At 56.6% G+C, this 16,295-nt stretch carries 17 protein-coding genes; 5 read left to right on the forward strand and 12 right to left on the reverse strand.

The genetic code is table 11. The features are described 5' to 3' along the window. Positions 1-2 precede the first annotated feature (2 nt). The 3 genes from fghA to DSM117340_RS13380 all read right to left on the reverse strand — a co-directional run bounded on the left by fghA (position 3) and on the right by DSM117340_RS13380 (position 2,536). Entirely contained in the window at positions 3-833 is an 831-nt protein-coding gene (gene fghA / locus DSM117340_RS13370; RefSeq protein ID WP_089892610.1) for an S-formylglutathione hydrolase, read from the reverse strand. Positions 834-909: 76 nt separating this feature from the next. Next, complete coding sequence (locus DSM117340_RS13375; protein ID WP_089892613.1) at positions 910-1,599, reverse strand: nitroreductase family protein; 690 nt, start codon at positions 1,597-1,599, stop codon at positions 910-912. Between the two features lie 4 nt (positions 1,600-1,603). Continuing rightward, the gene (locus tag DSM117340_RS13380) at positions 1,604-2,536 is read right to left on the reverse strand and encodes an AEC family transporter (protein WP_089892616.1); all 933 of its coding nucleotides are present in this window, start codon (positions 2,534-2,536) and stop codon (positions 1,604-1,606) included. A 178-nt stretch (positions 2,537-2,714) separates the two neighbouring features. On the opposite strand from DSM117340_RS13380, the gene DSM117340_RS13385 reads away from it, so the two are divergent. Further along, positions 2,715-3,461 (forward strand): hypothetical protein, encoded by a 747-nt coding sequence (locus DSM117340_RS13385; RefSeq protein ID WP_089892619.1) that lies wholly within the window; start codon positions 2,715-2,717, stop codon positions 3,459-3,461. On the opposite strand, the gene mbfA is transcribed toward DSM117340_RS13385, so the two are convergent. Further along, positions 3,458-4,435, reverse strand: a complete 978-nt coding sequence (mbfA, locus tag DSM117340_RS13390; RefSeq protein WP_089892622.1) for an iron exporter MbfA — start codon at positions 4,433-4,435, stop codon at positions 3,458-3,460. The two genes, DSM117340_RS13385 and mbfA, sit on opposite strands and share 4 nt — an antisense overlap. 113 nt (positions 4,436-4,548) lie before the next feature. Between mbfA and DSM117340_RS13395 the strand changes: the two genes are divergently transcribed. Together DSM117340_RS13395 and DSM117340_RS13400 are read left to right on the forward strand one after the other, a co-directional pair. Beyond that, entirely contained in the window at positions 4,549-5,169 is a 621-nt protein-coding gene (locus DSM117340_RS13395; protein ID WP_089892625.1) for a TetR/AcrR family transcriptional regulator, read from the forward strand. Between the two features lie 57 nt (positions 5,170-5,226). Continuing rightward, positions 5,227-5,565: a cupin domain-containing protein gene (locus tag DSM117340_RS13400; protein ID WP_089892628.1), complete on the forward strand. Its 339-nt coding sequence runs from the start codon at positions 5,227-5,229 to the stop codon at positions 5,563-5,565. A 267-nt stretch (positions 5,566-5,832) separates the two neighbouring features. On the opposite strand, the gene DSM117340_RS13405 is transcribed toward DSM117340_RS13400, so the two are convergent. Beyond that, the gene (locus DSM117340_RS13405; RefSeq protein ID WP_089892631.1) at positions 5,833-7,041 is read right to left on the reverse strand and encodes an aminopeptidase P family protein; all 1,209 of its coding nucleotides are present in this window, start codon (positions 7,039-7,041) and stop codon (positions 5,833-5,835) included. 151 nt (positions 7,042-7,192) lie between these two features. On the opposite strand from DSM117340_RS13405, the gene DSM117340_RS13410 reads away from it, so the two are divergent. Next, on the forward strand, positions 7,193-8,179 hold the full coding sequence (locus DSM117340_RS13410; protein WP_089892634.1) for a P1 family peptidase: 987 nt from the start codon (positions 7,193-7,195) through the stop codon (positions 8,177-8,179). Here the strand turns inward: DSM117340_RS13410 and DSM117340_RS13415 are convergent. Continuing rightward, positions 8,176-8,958: an alpha/beta hydrolase gene (locus DSM117340_RS13415; RefSeq protein WP_089892638.1), complete on the reverse strand. Its 783-nt coding sequence runs from the start codon at positions 8,956-8,958 to the stop codon at positions 8,176-8,178. The two genes, DSM117340_RS13410 and DSM117340_RS13415, sit on opposite strands and share 4 nt — an antisense overlap. Before the next feature lie 86 nt (positions 8,959-9,044). Between DSM117340_RS13415 and DSM117340_RS13420 the strand changes: the two genes are divergently transcribed. Further along, positions 9,045-10,517 (forward strand): NAD-dependent succinate-semialdehyde dehydrogenase, encoded by a 1,473-nt coding sequence (locus DSM117340_RS13420; RefSeq protein WP_089893670.1) that lies wholly within the window; start codon positions 9,045-9,047, stop codon positions 10,515-10,517. Between the two features lie 67 nt (positions 10,518-10,584). Here DSM117340_RS13420 and DSM117340_RS13425 read toward each other — a convergent pair whose 3' ends face one another. The 6 genes from DSM117340_RS13425 to DSM117340_RS13450 all read right to left on the reverse strand — a co-directional run bounded on the left by DSM117340_RS13425 (position 10,585) and on the right by DSM117340_RS13450 (position 16,258). Then, on the reverse strand, positions 10,585-11,052 hold the full coding sequence (locus DSM117340_RS13425; protein ID WP_089892642.1) for an Hsp20 family protein: 468 nt from the start codon (positions 11,050-11,052) through the stop codon (positions 10,585-10,587). Positions 11,053-11,192: 140 nt separating this feature from the next. Beyond that, a complete protein-coding gene (locus tag DSM117340_RS13430) occupies positions 11,193-12,005 on the reverse strand; it encodes a trypsin-like serine protease (protein ID WP_089892645.1) in 813 nt (270 codons plus the stop codon). A gap of 72 nt (positions 12,006-12,077) precedes the next feature. Continuing rightward, positions 12,078-13,364 carry a glycolate oxidase subunit GlcF gene (gene glcF, locus DSM117340_RS13435; protein WP_089892649.1) on the reverse strand — a complete coding sequence of 429 codons (1,287 nt, stop codon included), beginning with the start codon at positions 13,362-13,364 and terminating at the stop codon, positions 12,078-12,080. After that, on the reverse strand, positions 13,364-13,699 hold the full coding sequence (locus DSM117340_RS13440; protein ID WP_089892652.1) for a hypothetical protein: 336 nt from the start codon (positions 13,697-13,699) through the stop codon (positions 13,364-13,366). The genes glcF and DSM117340_RS13440 overlap by 1 nt, the downstream gene beginning before the upstream one ends. Then, positions 13,696-14,814: an FAD-binding protein gene (locus DSM117340_RS13445; RefSeq protein ID WP_089892655.1), complete on the reverse strand. Its 1,119-nt coding sequence runs from the start codon at positions 14,812-14,814 to the stop codon at positions 13,696-13,698. The genes DSM117340_RS13440 and DSM117340_RS13445 overlap by 4 nt, the downstream gene beginning before the upstream one ends. 4 nt (positions 14,815-14,818) lie before the next feature. After that, the gene (locus DSM117340_RS13450) at positions 14,819-16,258 is read right to left on the reverse strand and encodes an FAD-linked oxidase C-terminal domain-containing protein (RefSeq protein ID WP_089892658.1); all 1,440 of its coding nucleotides are present in this window, start codon (positions 16,256-16,258) and stop codon (positions 14,819-14,821) included. Positions 16,259-16,295: the final 37 nt, after the last annotated feature.

The following is a 16,295-nucleotide window of genomic DNA, read 5'->3' on the forward strand; positions in this document are numbered from 1 at the left end:
CCTTACGCGTAAAGTGCTTCGGCATGAAAGGCGATGTGGTCTTCCATGAAACTTGAAACAAAGAAATAGGAATGGTCATAGCCCTTCTGGAGGCGCAGCGTCGCCTCTTGGCGGCGCGCGTTTGCGGCCTCTGCCAGCGCCTCGGGCTTGAGCAAGTCGATAAACTGGTCAGACGTGCCCGTGTCCACAAGCATAGGCCCATCAAAGCCCACATCGCGCATCATCAGCGCCGCATCGTGGCGCGCCCATGCGGCTTCATCTGTGCCAAGATAGGCTTTCAGTTGCTTGCGGCCCCAGTCACTCGCTGTCGGATGACAAATCGGAGAGAAGGCCGAAACGGAGCGATACTGCCCCTTACGTCCCATCGCCAGCGTCAGCGCGCCGTGCCCGCCCATAGAGTGCCCCGTGATCGCCTGACGCTCCGCATCAATCGCAAACTCTGAGGTCACAAGCGCAGGCAGTTCCTCGGCCACATAATCCCACATCTGAAAATGCGGCTTCCAAGGGTCTTGGGTCGCGTTGACATAAAAGCCCGCGCCTTGGCCAAGATCATAACCGTCGTCATCAGCCACACCTTCGCCGCGTGGCGATGTATCAGGGAACACAAGCGCAATGCCCTGCTCAGCGGCCCAGCCTTGCGCGCCCGCCTTCACCATGGCGTTTTCGTGGGTGCAAGTCAGGCCCGAAAGATACCAAAGCACAGGCACAGGCCCGTCGCGCGCTTCCTCGGGCAGAAACAACCCAAAGGTCATGTCACAGCCCGTGGCTTTGGAGGCATGGGAGTACACCCCCTGAACCCCGCCAAAACACTTGTTCTCTGCTACTGTTTCCATGGGCTGTGCCTCCGCTGTCACTCAAATTCACCACAAGCCATAACAAGGCCAATGCGCGGGGCCTATCCCAAAACGGTCAATCTTCGCTTAAAACGGTCATGATTTCGCTCAAAGGCTTCTTCTTTTTCGCGCTCTGAGGTACGGTCGCATCCGCCGCCGCATGGCCCACAGCAAGGATCATGATCGGCTTTTCATGCTCGGGCCGACCGCAAATGTCCCGCAAGAAGTTCATCGGCGCAGGCGTATGCGTAAGGCACGAAAGCCCCGCATGGTGGAGCGCTGCGATCAGAAAGCCAGACGCAATCCCCGTGCTCTCAGGCACATAGTAATGTTTAAAGCGGCTGCCATCCTCTCGCAGCCCGTAGCGCTGCGCAAAAATCACAATCAGCCAAGGTGCATCTTCAAGGTGCGGCTTGCTCACGCCCGTCCCGATGGGCTCCAGCGCGCTAAGCCACTCGTCGCCTGCGGCACCCGCATAAAAGCGCTCTTCCTCTTCTTCGGCGGCGCGGCGAATCTCGGCTTTGATTTTCGGATCAGAGATCGCCACAAAGTGCCAAGGCTGGTGGTTCGCCCCGCTCGGCGCAAGACCAGCAGCGGCAACACAGTCATCAATCACTGCGCGCGGCACGGGGGTTGTCGCAAAGTCACGCACTGTGTGACGGCGGCCCATCTCGGCGCGAAAAGCTTCTGCCGCGGCACGCATCTCTCCCTCACCTTTGCTGATATGATCAGGGATCGGGATCGGTTCGTAATCTTTGCTCATCATAGCCTCAATAGAGTTTGGTGACCCAAGCAATCACAGCCGAAACCGTCACAATGCTCACAGCCGTCGACACAAGAATAGAGGCCGAAACCCGATGCGGCGCAACCCCGTAATGCTGAGCGAGAATATAGACATTCCCCGCCACAGGCAGGGAAGCCGCCGCAATCATGACTGCGGCAGGATAGGGATCAACGGGGAACAAAATGAGCGCACCAACGGCGACAAACAACGGGTGCAGCACGAGTTTGCAAAAGCTGAGCCAGCTCGGAACGATGATCCGCTCCGCCGATTTTGACGCCAACGACGCCCCGATCGCAAACAAAGCGCCCGGCGTTGCAGCCGCTCCCAAAATAGACACAAATTCATTCACTGGCCCTGGCAAGGGCACACGGCTGGCCGACCACAACAGCCCCAGCACAATCGAAACAATCATGGGGTTTTTCAAAAGCCCAAGGCCAACCGTTTTCAAAATTCCAATGCTCATCCGACCATCGCGCGCGCCTGTGATCAAGATCACAACAAGCGAGCCAAAAACGATGAGATCAATCGCCAGCAAGAGCATGATCGACTTCACGGCTTCTTCGCCCATCAAGAGTGCCAGCATAGGTATCCCGAGAAAGCCGACATTACCGATCGCCGCACATTGCGCCTCGATTGCAGCCTCCTCGACACTCCGTCCGAGATAGAACGAAACCGCCATCGCAAGGCCGTATACAAAAGCTGTGCCCCAGAGATAGGCCGCAATAAAACGCCCATCAATCAGCTCGGCAAAGCTCAGGTTGGCCGCAAAGCGAAACAGCATCGCAGAGAGCGCAAAGTAGAAGACAAATTTGGTGATGTAAGACGTCGCCTCTTCACTAAAAAACTTCGTCTTGCCCGCACCATAGCCCAGCGCGATGATGGCAAAAAACGGCAGTGTTTCTAGAAAAATCTCGATCATGTCTTTTCCTAAAGCGTTTCGAGATAAACTTAAATGACCAGTTTTTCTCAAAACACCCACAACATTAATCTGTTGTGCAGCGTTTCCACATAACCCTGTTTCAGGTTTAAGTAAAAACGCTTTAGGTTCAGAATGAAGGAACATCAATCACAATTCCACACCCTGAAAAGCCGCTCCCATGCTCAACGCTTTTTTACTTCATCACCGCAACACAAATAATGTCGGTGACTTAGCCTGCAGCCCGGCTGACTATTTTGATTTCGGCCTCAGCGCTGTCGCAGCCTTTGGCGGCCCCGTGCCCCAGACAGAACGCCTGATTATGGGCGGCGGTCAAATCTGGAAGTCTTGCATCCGCACCCAGCGCCGCCATGCCAGCCGCGCCAAACATTCCATCCTTTGGGGCGTCGGGATCGGCCCTCAGGCTCTACGCTCGCCCGAATACGCCGAGATGCGCGAAAGCTGTTCGCTGATCGGGACACGCTGCGCAGGCTTTGAAGATTTGGGCGCGCGCTATGTGCCTTGCGCCTCGGCCATGTCCGAGCACTTTGATACAGCCCCGGCCCCAAGCCGCGATGTCGTCATGTTCGCCCACGGGCGCTACTCAAATGATATCCCCCGCCTCGCGGGCACGCCCGAGCTGAGCAACCTCGATGTGTCGCTCAAAGACGCGGTCCACTTCCTCGCCAGCGGCGAAACCGTGCTGACAAACTCCTATCATGGAACCTACTGGGCGCTGCTTCTGGGCCGCCGCGTCATCTGCATCCCCTTCTCCCAAAAGGTCCGCTTCTTCCCCGATCCGCCCACTCTGGCCAAGCCACACAACTGGCAAAAGCACATTGGCAAAGCCCAAAGGGCCGAAGGCGCGCTCGAGAAAGCGCGCGCCCTCAACCGCAGGTTTTATGAAGATGTGATGAACCTGTCTTAACCGCCCCCGATAATCACACCCGCCGCAAAGACAAGCGCACCCCCGAGCACAACCTGAAACGTGGCGCGCAAAAACGGCGTGTCCATAAAGCGGTTCTGGATCCAAACAATGGCCCAGAGCTCGATAAAGACAACGATGAAAGCCAATGCCGTCGCCGTCCAGAAATCGGTGATAAGATAGGGCAGCGCATGGCCCAGACCGCCCACCGTGGTCATGATCCCGCTGGCAAAGCCGCGCTTCCAAGGGCTCCCACGCCCCGAAAGTTCGCCATCATCAGAGGCCGCCTCGGTAAAGCCCATAGAAATGCCTGCGCCAACAGAGGCCGCAAGGCCAACAAGAAATGTAGTCCAAGTGCTTTGGGTTGCAAAAGCCGTGGCAAAGATTGGCGCAAGCGTACTCACCGATCCGTCCATCAAGCCTGCCAGCCCCGGCTGCACCCATGTCAGCAAAAATTGCCGCTTGGATTGTGCTTCTTCACTCTCAAGACTTGCATCATCCAAGTGCTCGTCCGTCAGCTCTCCCGCGCGCCGCTGATGGCCGGCTTCCGCCGCTGCCAGATCGCCCAGCAGCTTGCGGGTGTCTGCGTCCTGCGTGCGCTGCGCCGCGGTGAGATAAAAACGTTCCGCATCGCGCTCCATGCCCTCGGCTTCCTCTCGGATCCGTTCGATCCCGAGATTTTCAATCAACCAGACGGGGCGTCGCACGTAATAACCGGCCACATGCTCACGGCGCAAAAGCGGGATCACTTCGCCAAAACGCTTGCGATGCAGCTCGATCAAAGCTTGCCTATGGCCGTCTTCTTCTTTGGCCATACCCTCAAATATTTTTGCAGTGTCAGGAAACTCCGCACGCAACTGCTGGGCGTAGTTTCGATAGATCTGCGCATCGTCCTCCTCTGAGGATATCGCAAGCGCCAAAACCTCTTGCTCCGTCAAATCCTTAAATCTGCGTCGCTGCGTCAAAAATCGCATCATGGCCTCCAACTTAGAACTATTCTAAAATATAGTAGGCTGGCCCGCTCCACAAGCAAAATCCCTTGCTGCTACTAAACTGTTCAGTTTAACCTTGAGGTAGAAAAAGGCACAGCATGAGCGTTCATACCAGCACAGCGAGCCCGAAAGGGCGCAAATATGAAGACGTGCTCGGCGGGGCCCGAGAAATCTTCCTGCGCGACGGTTTTGAAGGCGCATCGGTCGATGACATAGCCCGCGCGGCAGGCGTCTCAAAGGCCACGCTCTACAGCTACTTCTCTGACAAGCGCGAGCTCTTTCGTGAGGTCACCCGCGTCGAATGCGAGCGCATGGCCGAAACCACTCTGGCACGGATCGACTTTAACGCGCCTCCACGCGAGGTCTTCACAACCGCTGCCCATAGTCTCACACGCTTCCTGCTGTCGAACTTCTCTCTCCAGATGTTCCGCACGTGCGTTGCCGAGGCCGCCCGCTTCCCCGAATTGGGCCAAGCCTTTTACCAGAACGGCCCAGAAATGGGCCGCGCCCGTATGGTCGTTTACCTCAAGCTCGCAATCGAGCGAGGCCAGCTCCATGATGTTGATCCCGATATGATCGCCGAGCAATTCTCCGAGCTCTGCCGCGCTCGCCTCTGGAGCCGCGCCATTTTCGGCGTCCAGACAAGCTTTTCAGAAGTCGAAATCGACGAGGTCGCCAATCACGCTGTCGAAACCGTCTTGGCCCGCTTCGCCGTCTAACAGATAATCTCCACAACACCTTACACACACGCGCGCAAACACAACAAAGGACACCCCATGGCAAATTTGCTCAAAGTCGCGGCCTCCGTTGCCCCCGAAGTCGAGCGCCCCGCCGCAGAAAAACTCATCTCAGGTGACCCCGTCTTCACGACATGGAACCTTGAGGAGAAGGACGGGCTCTATGCAGGTATCTGGCAGTCGACCGTTGGAAAATGGCATGTGTCATATGACGAGTGGGAATACTTCCGCCTCCTCAAAGGAGTCTCGATCCTGACCGATGCCGAGGGTCAAGAAACCCGCCTCACAGCTGGCGATAGCTTCATCATCCGCCCCGGCTTTTCAGGCACATGGGAAGTCGTCGAGACGACCCGCAAAGACTATGTGATCCGCCTCTAGTTCAGAGGCAGCGCACGCTGCGTTAAGTTAATTTCGGTTAAGATTGGCCCGTTTCGGCGGTGCACGGGTTGTGCACGCATCGTGCACGCTTTTCACCCCCCTAAAATCACGCAAAAAGCGACAGGTTAATCAAGCTGTACGGCGCTCAAAAAACTACTTTTTCTTTCCAGAAATATCCCGAGGGGGAGATTCGTAAGCCGTAAGGCTTATGAATCGGGGGAGCAGCGCTCCCCCGACCGGTCGGATTTGCAAAGCAAATCCGAATGCTTAGCCAACCACGTTGAACTCGGGGCCATAAGGATAGCCCGTGATGTTCTCGTTGCCGTCTTCGGTAATGATCAGAATATCATGCTCACGATACCCGCCAGCGCCGGGTTCACCGTCCGCAATCGTCAGCATCGGCTCCATCGAAATCACCATCCCAGGCTCAAGAACCGTGTCGATATCTTCGCGCAGTTCAAGCCCTGCCTCGCGACCATAATAGTGGCTCAACACACCAAAGGAATGCCCATAGCCAAAGGTGCGATGCTGCAAAAGCTGGTGCTCTTCAAACAGCGCATTGATCTGATGCGTGACTTCGGAACAGCTCGCGCCCGGCTTCAAAAGCGAGATGCCCAGCTCATGTGCCGCCACGTTGGCTTCCCATATTTTGAGGCTCGCCGCATCCACTTCACCCACAAACATTGTGCGCTCAAGAGCAGTGTAATAGCCTGAAATCATAGGGAAAGTGTTGAGGCTCAGGATATCTCCACGCTCAAGTTTACGCGCTGTAACGGGGTTGTGCGCACCGTCGGTGTTGATGCCAGACTGGAACCAGACCCAGCTGTCACGATACTCCGCATCAGGGAATCGCTTGGCAATTTCAAGCTCCATCGCATCGCGCCCTGCCATCGCCACATCGATCTCGCGTGCGCCTTCTTTCACGGCGTCACGAATGGCATAACCGCCAACATCGGCAACAGCCGCACCGGCACGGATCATGACAAGTTCATCGGCTGATTTGTGCATCCGCTGCACCATCGTCGCGCCAGCGATATCGACAGTCTTGGCTGGCGAGAGGAAGCCCTCAAGCTTTGCCATCTGCGCCATGCTGATATGGTCGCCCTCATAGCCGACAACCTTGCCCGACCCTGAAACAGAGAGAACCGCGCGCCAGTAATTGTCACGCTGCCAGTCTGTATAAGTGATGTTATCACAGAACGAACGTCGCCAAGGTTGCCCCGCGTCGATCCCAGCCGAAATCGTCACACACTCCTCCGCCGTGACAACCAGCCCATATGGGCGCCCAAAAGAACAATAGGTAAAGCCCGAATAATAAGAAACATTGTGCATCGAGGTAAAGACAGCCGCCTCGACCCCCATGTCTGCCATGAGTTTGCGCAGCTTCGCGATGCGCGCTTCATATTCACTCACCGCAAATTGCAGCGGCGCTTTTTCACCGTTGTGAAAACGGTACATTTCTGGACGTGCAGTCATAATGACCCTCCTTAGCACAAGAAAGGTCCCGGCGTTCAGGACTGAATGATAGACGCTTTAAGTCAGGCGGCGCCACCGCCCTCGCGTGCTTTCTCATTGCTGATTCTGCGCAATCTGGCAAGATAAATCGAAACACAAATGGAGACGTCACATGCCGCAAGCTGGCCCGCTCAATCTCATCACAGATGTCGCAGGGCTGCGCGTGGGCAACGCCTCTGATTTCAATATCAAAACAGGCTGCACTGTACTCGTGGCCGACGCACCCTTCACAGCGGGCGTCCACGTCATGGGCGGAGCGCCTGGCACGCGAGAAACAGATTTGCTCGCCGCAGACAAGACCGTCGAGCAAGTCGATGCACTCGTGCTTGCGGGCGGCTCTGCCTTCGGGCTGGATGCCGCCTCTGGCGTTGCTGACGCTCTGCGCACGCAGGGTCGTGGCTTTGCCGTTGGAGATCAAACCGTCCCGATCGTGCCCGCCGCAATCCTTTTTGATCTCATCAATGGCGGCGCGAAAGATTGGAGCGAGAACCCCTACAAACGCCTTGGTCAAGAAGCTCTGGCCAATGCAGCAGTCAGCTTTGAGCTTGGCCGTACAGGCGCAGGCACGGGCGCGACCACAGCCACTCTCATGGGCGGGCTTGGCTCCGCTTCGGTTGTACTGCCCTCAGGCCACACCATCGGCGCACTCGTCGCCGTGAATGCGCTCGGCTCGGCCACAGTCGGCGCAAGCAAGCACTTCTGGGCTGCGCCTTTTGAAGTGGCGCAGGAGTTCGGCGGCCACGGCTTGCCAACAGAGTTCCCAGAGCCGCACATGCCGCCAACCAAGCTTGCTGCACACGCCAATACAACCATCGGCATTGTCGCGACAGACGCCACACTCACCCAAGCGCAATGCACCCGTCTCGCAACGGCAGCACATGACGGCTACGCCCGCGCGCTTATGCCTTCGCATACGCCCATGGACGGCGACCTGATCTTCGCGGCGGCCACGGGCGCCAAGCCGCTCAAGAATCCGCTCGCCGACACGCTCTATCTCGGCCACGCTGCCGCAACCGTCATGGCCCGTGCCATCGCCCGCGCCATCTTTGCAGCCAAAGCACTTGAAAATGACCCTTTACCCGTGTGGCAGGCACTCTAACCCAGCAAAATTCTTAGCATCTCACTCTCGGCATCTGCCAATCCATCCACCACGTCAAAGTGATGTTTGCCAGCGTCCTCAACGAGACCACACTCCCAAGCCTCACTGAGCCAGCGCGCCTGATCCAGAAAGGCAGGGCGCTCGGCAGAGCCGACCCAAACAGTCACAGGGCAGTCCACACGATCCTCCATAAAGATCGGGCTCTCCGCCACAGCCTCGGCCTCTTCAAGCTTGAAGTCTGCATTCATCGAGGTCTGCATAAGCGGGCGTAAATCTGAAAGGGGAGAAATCGGCATCACATGCGAGAGACGCCCCGCCACTGCCTCAGGCAGCATCCCGCGCGCGAGCATCCGCGCTACAAGATGTCCTCCCGCTGAATGCCCACTCAAAGCAATTGGCCCCCCGATAGCTCCGGCGGCAAGGCTCACCGCAGAGGCAATCTCACGGGTGATCCCCCCGATAGACGTCTCTGGGCAGAGCGTATAGCTCGGCATCGCCACAGCCCAGCCGCGCCCCAGAGCACCCGCCGCCAAATGGGACCAATAGCTTTTGTCGAGCATCCGCCAGAAACCACCATGCACAAAGACAAGCAGCCCCTTCGCTTGGCCTTGCGGGCGAAACAGATCAAGCTTTTGTCGGGCAGCTGGCCCATAGGCCAAGTCCAGCTCCGCACCCTCTGTCATATCGCGAAACACAACAGCATCCGTCTCCCACTTGGTTGGAAAGCTATCTCCCTCAGGGATATAAGCCGCATTGGCATAAGCATCATCGAGCTCCATCCCACCCTCCAATTTGATCAAATCATCTGGACAAACCTATGCGCAAATGGTTTCCCTTGGCGAGATACAATCGCGCGGAGGCTGCTATGCTTGATACACCAACAAACCTCAAATCCTTGCTTAAAGACCCTACGCTCCTGAGAACACAGGCGTATGTGAACGGCGCATGGATCGACGGAGAGGGCACATTTGATGTGATTAACCCCGCCCGAGGTGATGTAATTGCTCAAGTCACTGACCTGACGCGCGCACAAGTCACTGAGGCTATCGCCGCCGCCGAAGTTGCGCAAAACGACTGGGCCAAATGGACAGGCAAAGAGCGCGCCGCCGTGCTGCGCCGCTGGTTTGATCTGATGGTCGAGAACACCGATGACCTCGCAACTATTCTGACCGCCGAAATGGGTAAGCCACTGGCCGAGGCCAAAGGCGAGATCGGTTATGGTGCATCCTTCATCGAGTTCTTCGCCGAAGAAGCCAAGCGCATCTATGGCGAGACAATTCCTGGCCACCAGCGCGACAAACGTATCACCGTGATCAAACAGCCTATCGGTGTCGCCGCTTCAATCACACCTTGGAACTTCCCCAACGCAATGATCACCCGCAAGGCCGCACCCGCACTCGCGGCTGGCTGCGCCATGGTTGCGCGCCCTGCCGAGCTGACACCGCTTTCAGCGCTTGCGCTCGGCGTTCTGGCCGAACGCGCGGGTATCCCTGCAGGTGTGCTAAACATCGTGACAACGTCTGACGCCTCCTCAACTGGTTTGGAGTTTTGTGAGAACCCAACCGTACGGAAGCTCACCTTCACAGGCTCAACAGCCGTGGGCCGTATCCTGTTGCGCCAAGCCGCAGATCAAGTGATGAAATGCTCTATGGAGCTTGGCGGCAACGCTCCCTTTATCGTCTTTGATGATGCCGATCTTGACGCTGCCGTTGACGGCGCGATCATGTGCAAGTTCCGCAACAACGGCCAGACCTGCGTCTGCGCCAACCGCATTTATGTGCAAGCTGGTGTCTATGACGCTTTTGCCGAAAAGCTCGCAGCGAAACTTAAGGATATGAAAGTTGGCGACGGCATGGAAGACGGCACGGTCTTTGGCCCGCTGATCAACGAAAAAGCCGTAACCAAAGTGCGTAGCCATATCGACGACGCACTCTCCAAAGGCGCGAAAGTCGCTTTTGGCGGCTCACAGCACAACCTCGGCGGCACGTTCTTCCAGCCCACGATCATGACAGGCGTCACCCAAGACATGCAGGTCGCTCAAGACGAGACTTTTGGTCCCATGGCCCCGCTCTTCAAGTTTGAAAACGAAGATGAAGTGATCGCAATGGCCAATGACACAATCTTCGGCCTCGCCAGCTACTTCTATGCCAAAGACCTGAGCCGCGTTTACAAAGTTGCCGAAGCGCTCGAATACGGAATTGTCGGCGTGAACACAGGTATCATTTCGACCGAAATGGCCCCCTTCGGCGGCGTCAAACAGTCAGGCCTTGGCCGCGAAGGCAGCCACCACGGCATCGAGGACTACCTCGAAATGAAATACATCTGCATGGCGGTCTAAGCGACCACATCCAATCATAAGGGCGCGGGCTTTAAAGCCCGCGCCCTTTTTCTTCGATGCCAAATATTCAGTTAACGGCTTTTGCCTCAACCACATCGGCTACGGCTGCAGGGGCCGAGGCTATTTCAATGCGCCGAGGCTTCAGCGCCTCAGGTACTTCCTGCACGAGATCAATATGGAGCATCCCGTCAGCATGGCTCGCGCCAGTCACGCGGACATGTTGCGCCAGCTGGAAGCGCCGCTCAAAAGCGCGCGTTGCAATGCCACGATGCAAAAATGTCCGTTCACTTTCGCCCTCAGCCTTGTTCGCCGAAACAACAAGCGCGTGTTCTTTTACTTCTACAGAAAGGTCAGCCTCGGAAAATCCTGCAACAGCAATCGAAATCCGGTAGCCGTCGTCAGCGGTTTTTTCGATGTTATAGGGCGGGTAGCTCGCCTGCCCAACATCTTTTGCCATAGCACGGTCCATGAGGTCGGCGATCTGGTCAAAGCCGACAGTGGCGCGGTAGAGCGGGGTCAAATCAAAGTTACGCATGGGTCATCCTCCATTGAGCGATACCAAAGGTTCAGCCTTCCTCAAAGGACAGGCCATAAAGTCGCAAGGCCCATCATTGGCGCCTTACATGTTTTAAAGTGGGAATGGTTTTTCAGAGTTTCAAGAGGGCAAAAGCTGAGTCAATTCTTGATAAATTTCGCACCCGTATCGCGTGTCTGCCCCACGGTGATGCGGTTCATCCTTGGCCCCTTGTCTTGAAAAACCCCGCCGCCCGCCGCAAGTTCTGCGCGCAAAAGAGCCAGCGGCGTCTCGAGCTGCGTTCCAAGTGAGACAGGGAGTCCCTCCACTTCGGCTTTGGCCGAGACAACAGAGACAATCCGTGGCGTACCATCGCGAAAGCTGAAAATAGGGGCACCAGACGAGCCGAAATCAACAGTGCAAGAAGTTACCAAAACGCCTTGTTGGCGCGCGAGAACCCCGCAGACTTCTTGCAAGCTCGGCGCTTCCGAGCGGTCCAAAGCATAGGACACAACCCCAATTTCATCGCCCTTTGCGGGGCGTTCATCCGTGGCAAATGGAATGATTGTTGTGTTGCGGATAGGGTGGTGTAGCTCCAACAAAGCGACATCATTGCGGACGCGCTCGGCTGTCGCTTTACTAGAATAATCATAGTCGGGATGCACAACAGCCCGCTTCACCATCCGATATGCAGATGCACGCCCGTTGCGCCAACCTGCGAGAAATTCGATCTGCGCATGATCAATGCGCTTTTTTGTTTGCGAGCTATACAAACAATGCGCAGCCGTCAGCACCAGATTGGGCGCGATCAAAGCCCCCGTACAAAAGCCCTTGCCGTCAATATTGAGTCGCCCGACAGCTTCCCAGCCACGACTGTCATCCCCCGTATCAAGCCGTTTCAGACTGGAGGATTGCGCTGCCAAAGGGCTGGCAACCAGCGCAGAAAAAACAGCAAAAAGAAGCGCACGCAGCATAAGGTCCGAAGCCTTTTTCAATCCAGAGGGCCGAGCTATCGAAAACTTATGGCAAAATTAGGGCATCAGCCCTCAACTCATGAGTGCACGTGGCTTTGGCCCACCGGTCGCCCAGTCCAGAAGCTCCACCGTATGCACAACAGGAACACCAGTGCCCCCACCGATCTGCATCATACAGCCAATGTTGCCCGCAGCAATCACATCAGGCTGCTTTGCCTCCAACGTGTCCACTTTGCGACGCTTAAGTTCTTTGGAAATTTCAGGCTGCATAAGGTTGTATGTGCCCGCCGATCCACAGCAAAGATGGCTGTCCGCCGGTTCCACCACTTCAAAACCAACCCGCTTAAGCAAGTCTTTCGGAAAGGTTTTGATCTGCTGACCGTGCTGCAAACTGCAAGCTGCATGATAAGCAACGCGGATGCCCTTGGCGGCGCCTTCCGGCAGATCAAGCTGCATCAGAAGCTCACTCACATCCTGTGCGAGATCAGCGACCTGTGCGGCCTCTTTGGACTTGCCGCTCTCGCGGAACATATGACCGTAGTCTTTCACAGTCGTGCCGCAGCCCGAGGTGTTGATCACAATACTATCTAGTCCGCCACTATTGGCCTCTGCCACCCATGCGTCGATGTTCTTTTCCGCCGTCGCGTGGCTCTCCTTGGTCTTGCCCATGTGATGCGTCAACGCCCCACAACAGCCCGCGCCCTCAGCAATCACAACCTCACAGCCAAAGCGGCGCAACAGGCGGATGGTGGCATCGTTGATATCGGTGTTGAGCGCCTTCTGCGCACAGCCCGTCATCAGCGCAACACGCAGCTTCTTCTCGCCCTTGGGCTGAAAGGTCTGCGGGTCGTCATTGCGGCTTACAGGCGGGATTTCTTTCGGCGCCATCTCAAGCATCGCGCGCAAGCGTGCATCAGGCACAATCGCCTTGAAAGGCTTCGCAATCTTTGCGCCCAGAAGCGCCAGACGGAAGCGCATTGGATAGGGCAAAATTTGCGCCAAGACCCAGCGCAAGGCGCGGTCCGTTATGGGGCGCTTGTAAGTGTTCTCGATATACTCACGCGCATGATCCACAAGGTGCATGTAATGCACACCACTAGGGCAAGTCGTCATGCAAGCCAAACAGCTCAAGCAGCGGTCTACATGCATCACTGTCTTCTTGTCAGGCACGCGCTCGTTTTCGATCATATCCTTGATCTGGTAGATCCGCCCACGCGGGCTGTCGAGCTCATCTCCCAGTATCTGATAGGTTGGACAAGTCGCAGTGCAAAATCCACAATGCACACAGTTGCGCAAAATCTCATTGGCACGTGCAGTGCCAGAGTCTTTGAGCTGCTCAGGGGTAAAATTCGTTTGCATCAGCCTGTCATCCAATCTGCGGCCGCCAGCCCGATCCAAGGGATCACACATGCCATAGCGCCTACCGCTTTTGTCAGGGCCAAGCCCCGTGTTGTTTCCACCCGCCGCATCACGACACGGACGCAAAGCGCCACAGTACCGACCCATGCAAGCCAAAGCATCGCCAAGGTCTCGAGCCCAGGTGCTCGCTCCGAGAACAAGGCTGCCGCCATCAAAGCCGCAACAATGGACACGCCCAAAACAAAGCTCATCTGTGTTGCTGCCCGCTGCGTCAGCAAGAGCATCAAAAGCGGCCCACCCAGAAAAACGGTGAAATAGACCGCGCCCAAGCTCATCCCCGCACCATCAGCGCTGGGTTAAATAGCCCCTTGGGGTCAAACCGCTGCCGCAAGCCATGACTCAAACGCGCAACACCCGCAGCTTCGGGCTGAAAAGCACAGCTTTCAAATGAGCCCTTCACGCGGGTCGCGTGGCCACCATGCGCCGCACAGTAACTCTGTGCAAAATCGGCAAGGCTTTCCTTGTCTGACGCAAGCCATGCCAGCCCACCAGCCCAATCAAGCTGTGTCTCAAAGCGATGCTCAGCCTGAGCCGCCGCCAAGAACGTAGGCATATCTGTGGGACGCAAGGAAATCCGCGTCACGAAAGCATGGCCCGCAAATGCAGTCACGTCACGAAGTTCCTGCCAAAGCGTGGCCGAGGCTTCGGCATTCAGCCGCTCTATCGCGCCAAAACGGGTCAAAACTGTTTCAAGCGCATCCAAGCGGTATGCCACCGAAGGTTCAAATCCTTCTATACGCAAATACACAGGGCCATTTTGCGCAGCACCCGTCACTTCATAGGGCGAGCCAAGGGCCGCGGACATCGCTTCAACGGCAACGGCCGCATCCGCAACATGCAGAGCCAGCGTGGCTTCTGTTTCAGGGCAAGGCATGACCTTTAGGCTCACTTCGCTCATCGCCCCCAGCGTACCCCAAGAGCCTGCCATCAGTTTAACAAGGTCATAGCCGGTCACGTTTTTCATAACACGACCACCGTTTTTCAAGGCGCGGCCCATCCCGTCAACAAATCGCACTCCAAGTGCGAAATCGCGGCATGCGCCTACCGAAATACGCCTTGGCCCGCTGACATTCGCAGCCACTGCACCGCCAATCGTTGGCGCCCCTTGCGTTCCCAAAAGCGTGCGATGATCCATAGGTTCAAACGAAAGCCGCTGCTTCTCTGCCGCCAAAAGCGCTTCGATTTCTGCGATGGGCGTTCCCGCCTTGGCCACAAGCGTCAGCGCACCTGGTTCATAATCAACCACGCCACTGATCCCGCTCATGTCGAGAACATCTTGTGCAATGGAATGCCCAATGGCGCGCGTACCGCCACCTTGCAGTTTCACAGGTGCCTGCAGTCCAGCAACAATCTCGGCCAGCTCGGCCTCAGTCTTCGGGGTAAATTTCATGTTTCTACTCCGCCGCAATCCGCCGCGCCTCACTTGAGGCCAGCGGGAAAACTTTGGCAGGGTTCAAGAGCCACTTAGGGTCGAACACATCCTTCACAGCCATCTGCATATCCAGATCATCAGGCGCAAACTGATCCAGCATCAAATCACGTTTCTCGATGCCAACCCCGTGTTCGCCAGTCAGGCAGCCGCCCACTTCTACGCAAAGCTTGAGCACTTCAGCACCAAAGGCCTCGCAGATCTCCAAGTCCCCAGGCTTGTTCGCATCATAGAGGATCAGCGGATGCATATTGCCGTCGCCCGCATGAAAAACATTCCCCACAGCAAGCCCATATGTCTTGCTCATCTCGCCAATCCGCTTGAGCACATAGGGCAGTTGGCTCACAGGGATCGTGCCATCAAGACACATGTAATCACTCACCTTACCAATCGCCGAGAAGGCCGCCTTACGGCCCGCCCAGATGCGTCCCGCCTCGTCAGCACTTGTGGCTTTGCGAAATTCAACTGGGTTGTGTTGTTTGGCAATCTCGTGAATGAGGCCCAGCTGATGTTCAATCTCGGCCTCGCTGCCTTCCACTTCTACAATCAGAAGCGCCTCGCAGTCAGGATATCCCGCACGGGCATAATCTTCGCAGACACCAATCAGCATACGGTCCATAAACTCGATTGCCACAGGCAAAATACCCGCCTTGATAATGTCAGAGACACAGGCCCCCGCGACTTCATTGCTGTCAAATCCGATCAGCACAGGCCGCGCGCCCTCGGGCTTGTGCAAAATGCGCAGCGTGGCTTCCGTGACAACGCCAAGTTGCCCCTCACTGCCGCAAATAAGGCCCAGCAAATCTAGCCCACCCGCGTCCAAATGCGCGCCGCCGATCTCGACGATCTCTCCATCCATCATCACCATGGTCACACCCATGAGATTGTTGGTCGTCACCCCATATTTCAGGCAATGCGCGCCGCCAGAGTTCATCGCGATGTTGCCCGCAATCGCACAGGCAAGCTGGCTCGACGGGTCGGGCGCATAGAAAAAGCCTTCGCCCTCCACAGCCCCGGTGACAGAGAGGTTCGTACGCCCCGTTTGCACGCGAATAACGCGGCTGGCAAAGTCTGTCTCCAGAACAGCATTCATACGGCTCACGCCCAAGATCACACTGTCCGCCGTTGGCATAGCGCCTCCCGCTAAAGACGTTCCAGAGCCGCGCGGAACAACAGGGACATTCATCTCGTGGCAAATTTTCAACGCCGCCGCGACCTCGGCAGTCGTACGCGGCAAAAGCGCAAGCATCGGCGGGCAGCGATAGGCCGTAAGCGCGTCACACTCATAAGCCTTGAGCGCAATATCCTCGGCAATCACCCCATCCTTACCCAATGCAGCCGTCAGTCGTTCGGTCAGCTGAGCCTTTTTGGCGAGTGTAACTGGGTTAGGTGCTGGCATTTGCATGAGGCATCTCCTGAATTGGTAAAAGAATATTACCAAT

Source organism: Lentibacter algarum (assembly GCF_040580765.1).
GTDB classification, from domain to species: domain Bacteria; phylum Pseudomonadota; class Alphaproteobacteria; order Rhodobacterales; family Rhodobacteraceae; genus Lentibacter; species Lentibacter algarum.

Bases quoted from the DNA above. Each gene is read 5' to 3' on its own strand.
- DSM117340_RS13440 (WP_089892652.1), bottom strand. From the start codon at position 13,699: ATGAGCTTGGGCGCGGTCTATTTCACCGTTTTTCTGGGTGGGCCGCTT.
- DSM117340_RS13380 (WP_089892616.1), bottom strand. From the start codon at position 2,536: ATGATCGAGATTTTTCTAGAAACACTGCCGTTTTTTGCCATCATCGCG.
- DSM117340_RS13450 (WP_089892658.1), bottom strand. From the start codon at position 16,258: ATGCAAATGCCAGCACCTAACCCAGTTACACTCGCCAAAAAGGCTCAG.
- DSM117340_RS13420 (WP_089893670.1), top strand. From the start codon at position 9,045: ATGCTTGATACACCAACAAACCTCAAATCCTTGCTTAAAGACCCTACG.
- DSM117340_RS13415 (WP_089892638.1), bottom strand. From the start codon at position 8,958: ATGGAGCTCGATGATGCTTATGCCAATGCGGCTTATATCCCTGAGGGA.
- glcF (WP_089892649.1), bottom strand. From the start codon at position 13,364: ATGCAAACGAATTTTACCCCTGAGCAGCTCAAAGACTCTGGCACTGCA.
- DSM117340_RS13410 (WP_089892634.1), top strand. From the start codon at position 7,193: ATGCCGCAAGCTGGCCCGCTCAATCTCATCACAGATGTCGCAGGGCTG.
- DSM117340_RS13400 (WP_089892628.1), top strand. From the start codon at position 5,227: ATGGCAAATTTGCTCAAAGTCGCGGCCTCCGTTGCCCCCGAAGTCGAG.
- DSM117340_RS13395 (WP_089892625.1), top strand. From the start codon at position 4,549: ATGAGCGTTCATACCAGCACAGCGAGCCCGAAAGGGCGCAAATATGAA.
- DSM117340_RS13425 (WP_089892642.1), bottom strand. From the start codon at position 11,052: ATGCGTAACTTTGATTTGACCCCGCTCTACCGCGCCACTGTCGGCTTT.
- DSM117340_RS13375 (WP_089892613.1), bottom strand. From the start codon at position 1,599: ATGATGAGCAAAGATTACGAACCGATCCCGATCCCTGATCATATCAGC.
- DSM117340_RS13385 (WP_089892619.1), top strand. From the start codon at position 2,715: ATGCTCAACGCTTTTTTACTTCATCACCGCAACACAAATAATGTCGGT.
- fghA (WP_089892610.1), bottom strand. From the start codon at position 833: ATGGAAACAGTAGCAGAGAACAAGTGTTTTGGCGGGGTTCAGGGGGTG.
- DSM117340_RS13405 (WP_089892631.1), bottom strand. From the start codon at position 7,041: ATGACTGCACGTCCAGAAATGTACCGTTTTCACAACGGTGAAAAAGCG.
- mbfA (WP_089892622.1), bottom strand. From the start codon at position 4,435: ATGATGCGATTTTTGACGCAGCGACGCAGATTTAAGGATTTGACGGAG.
- DSM117340_RS13430 (WP_089892645.1), bottom strand. From the start codon at position 12,005: ATGCTGCGTGCGCTTCTTTTTGCTGTTTTTTCTGCGCTGGTTGCCAGC.
- DSM117340_RS13445 (WP_089892655.1), bottom strand. From the start codon at position 14,814: ATGAAATTTACCCCGAAGACTGAGGCCGAGCTGGCCGAGATTGTTGCT.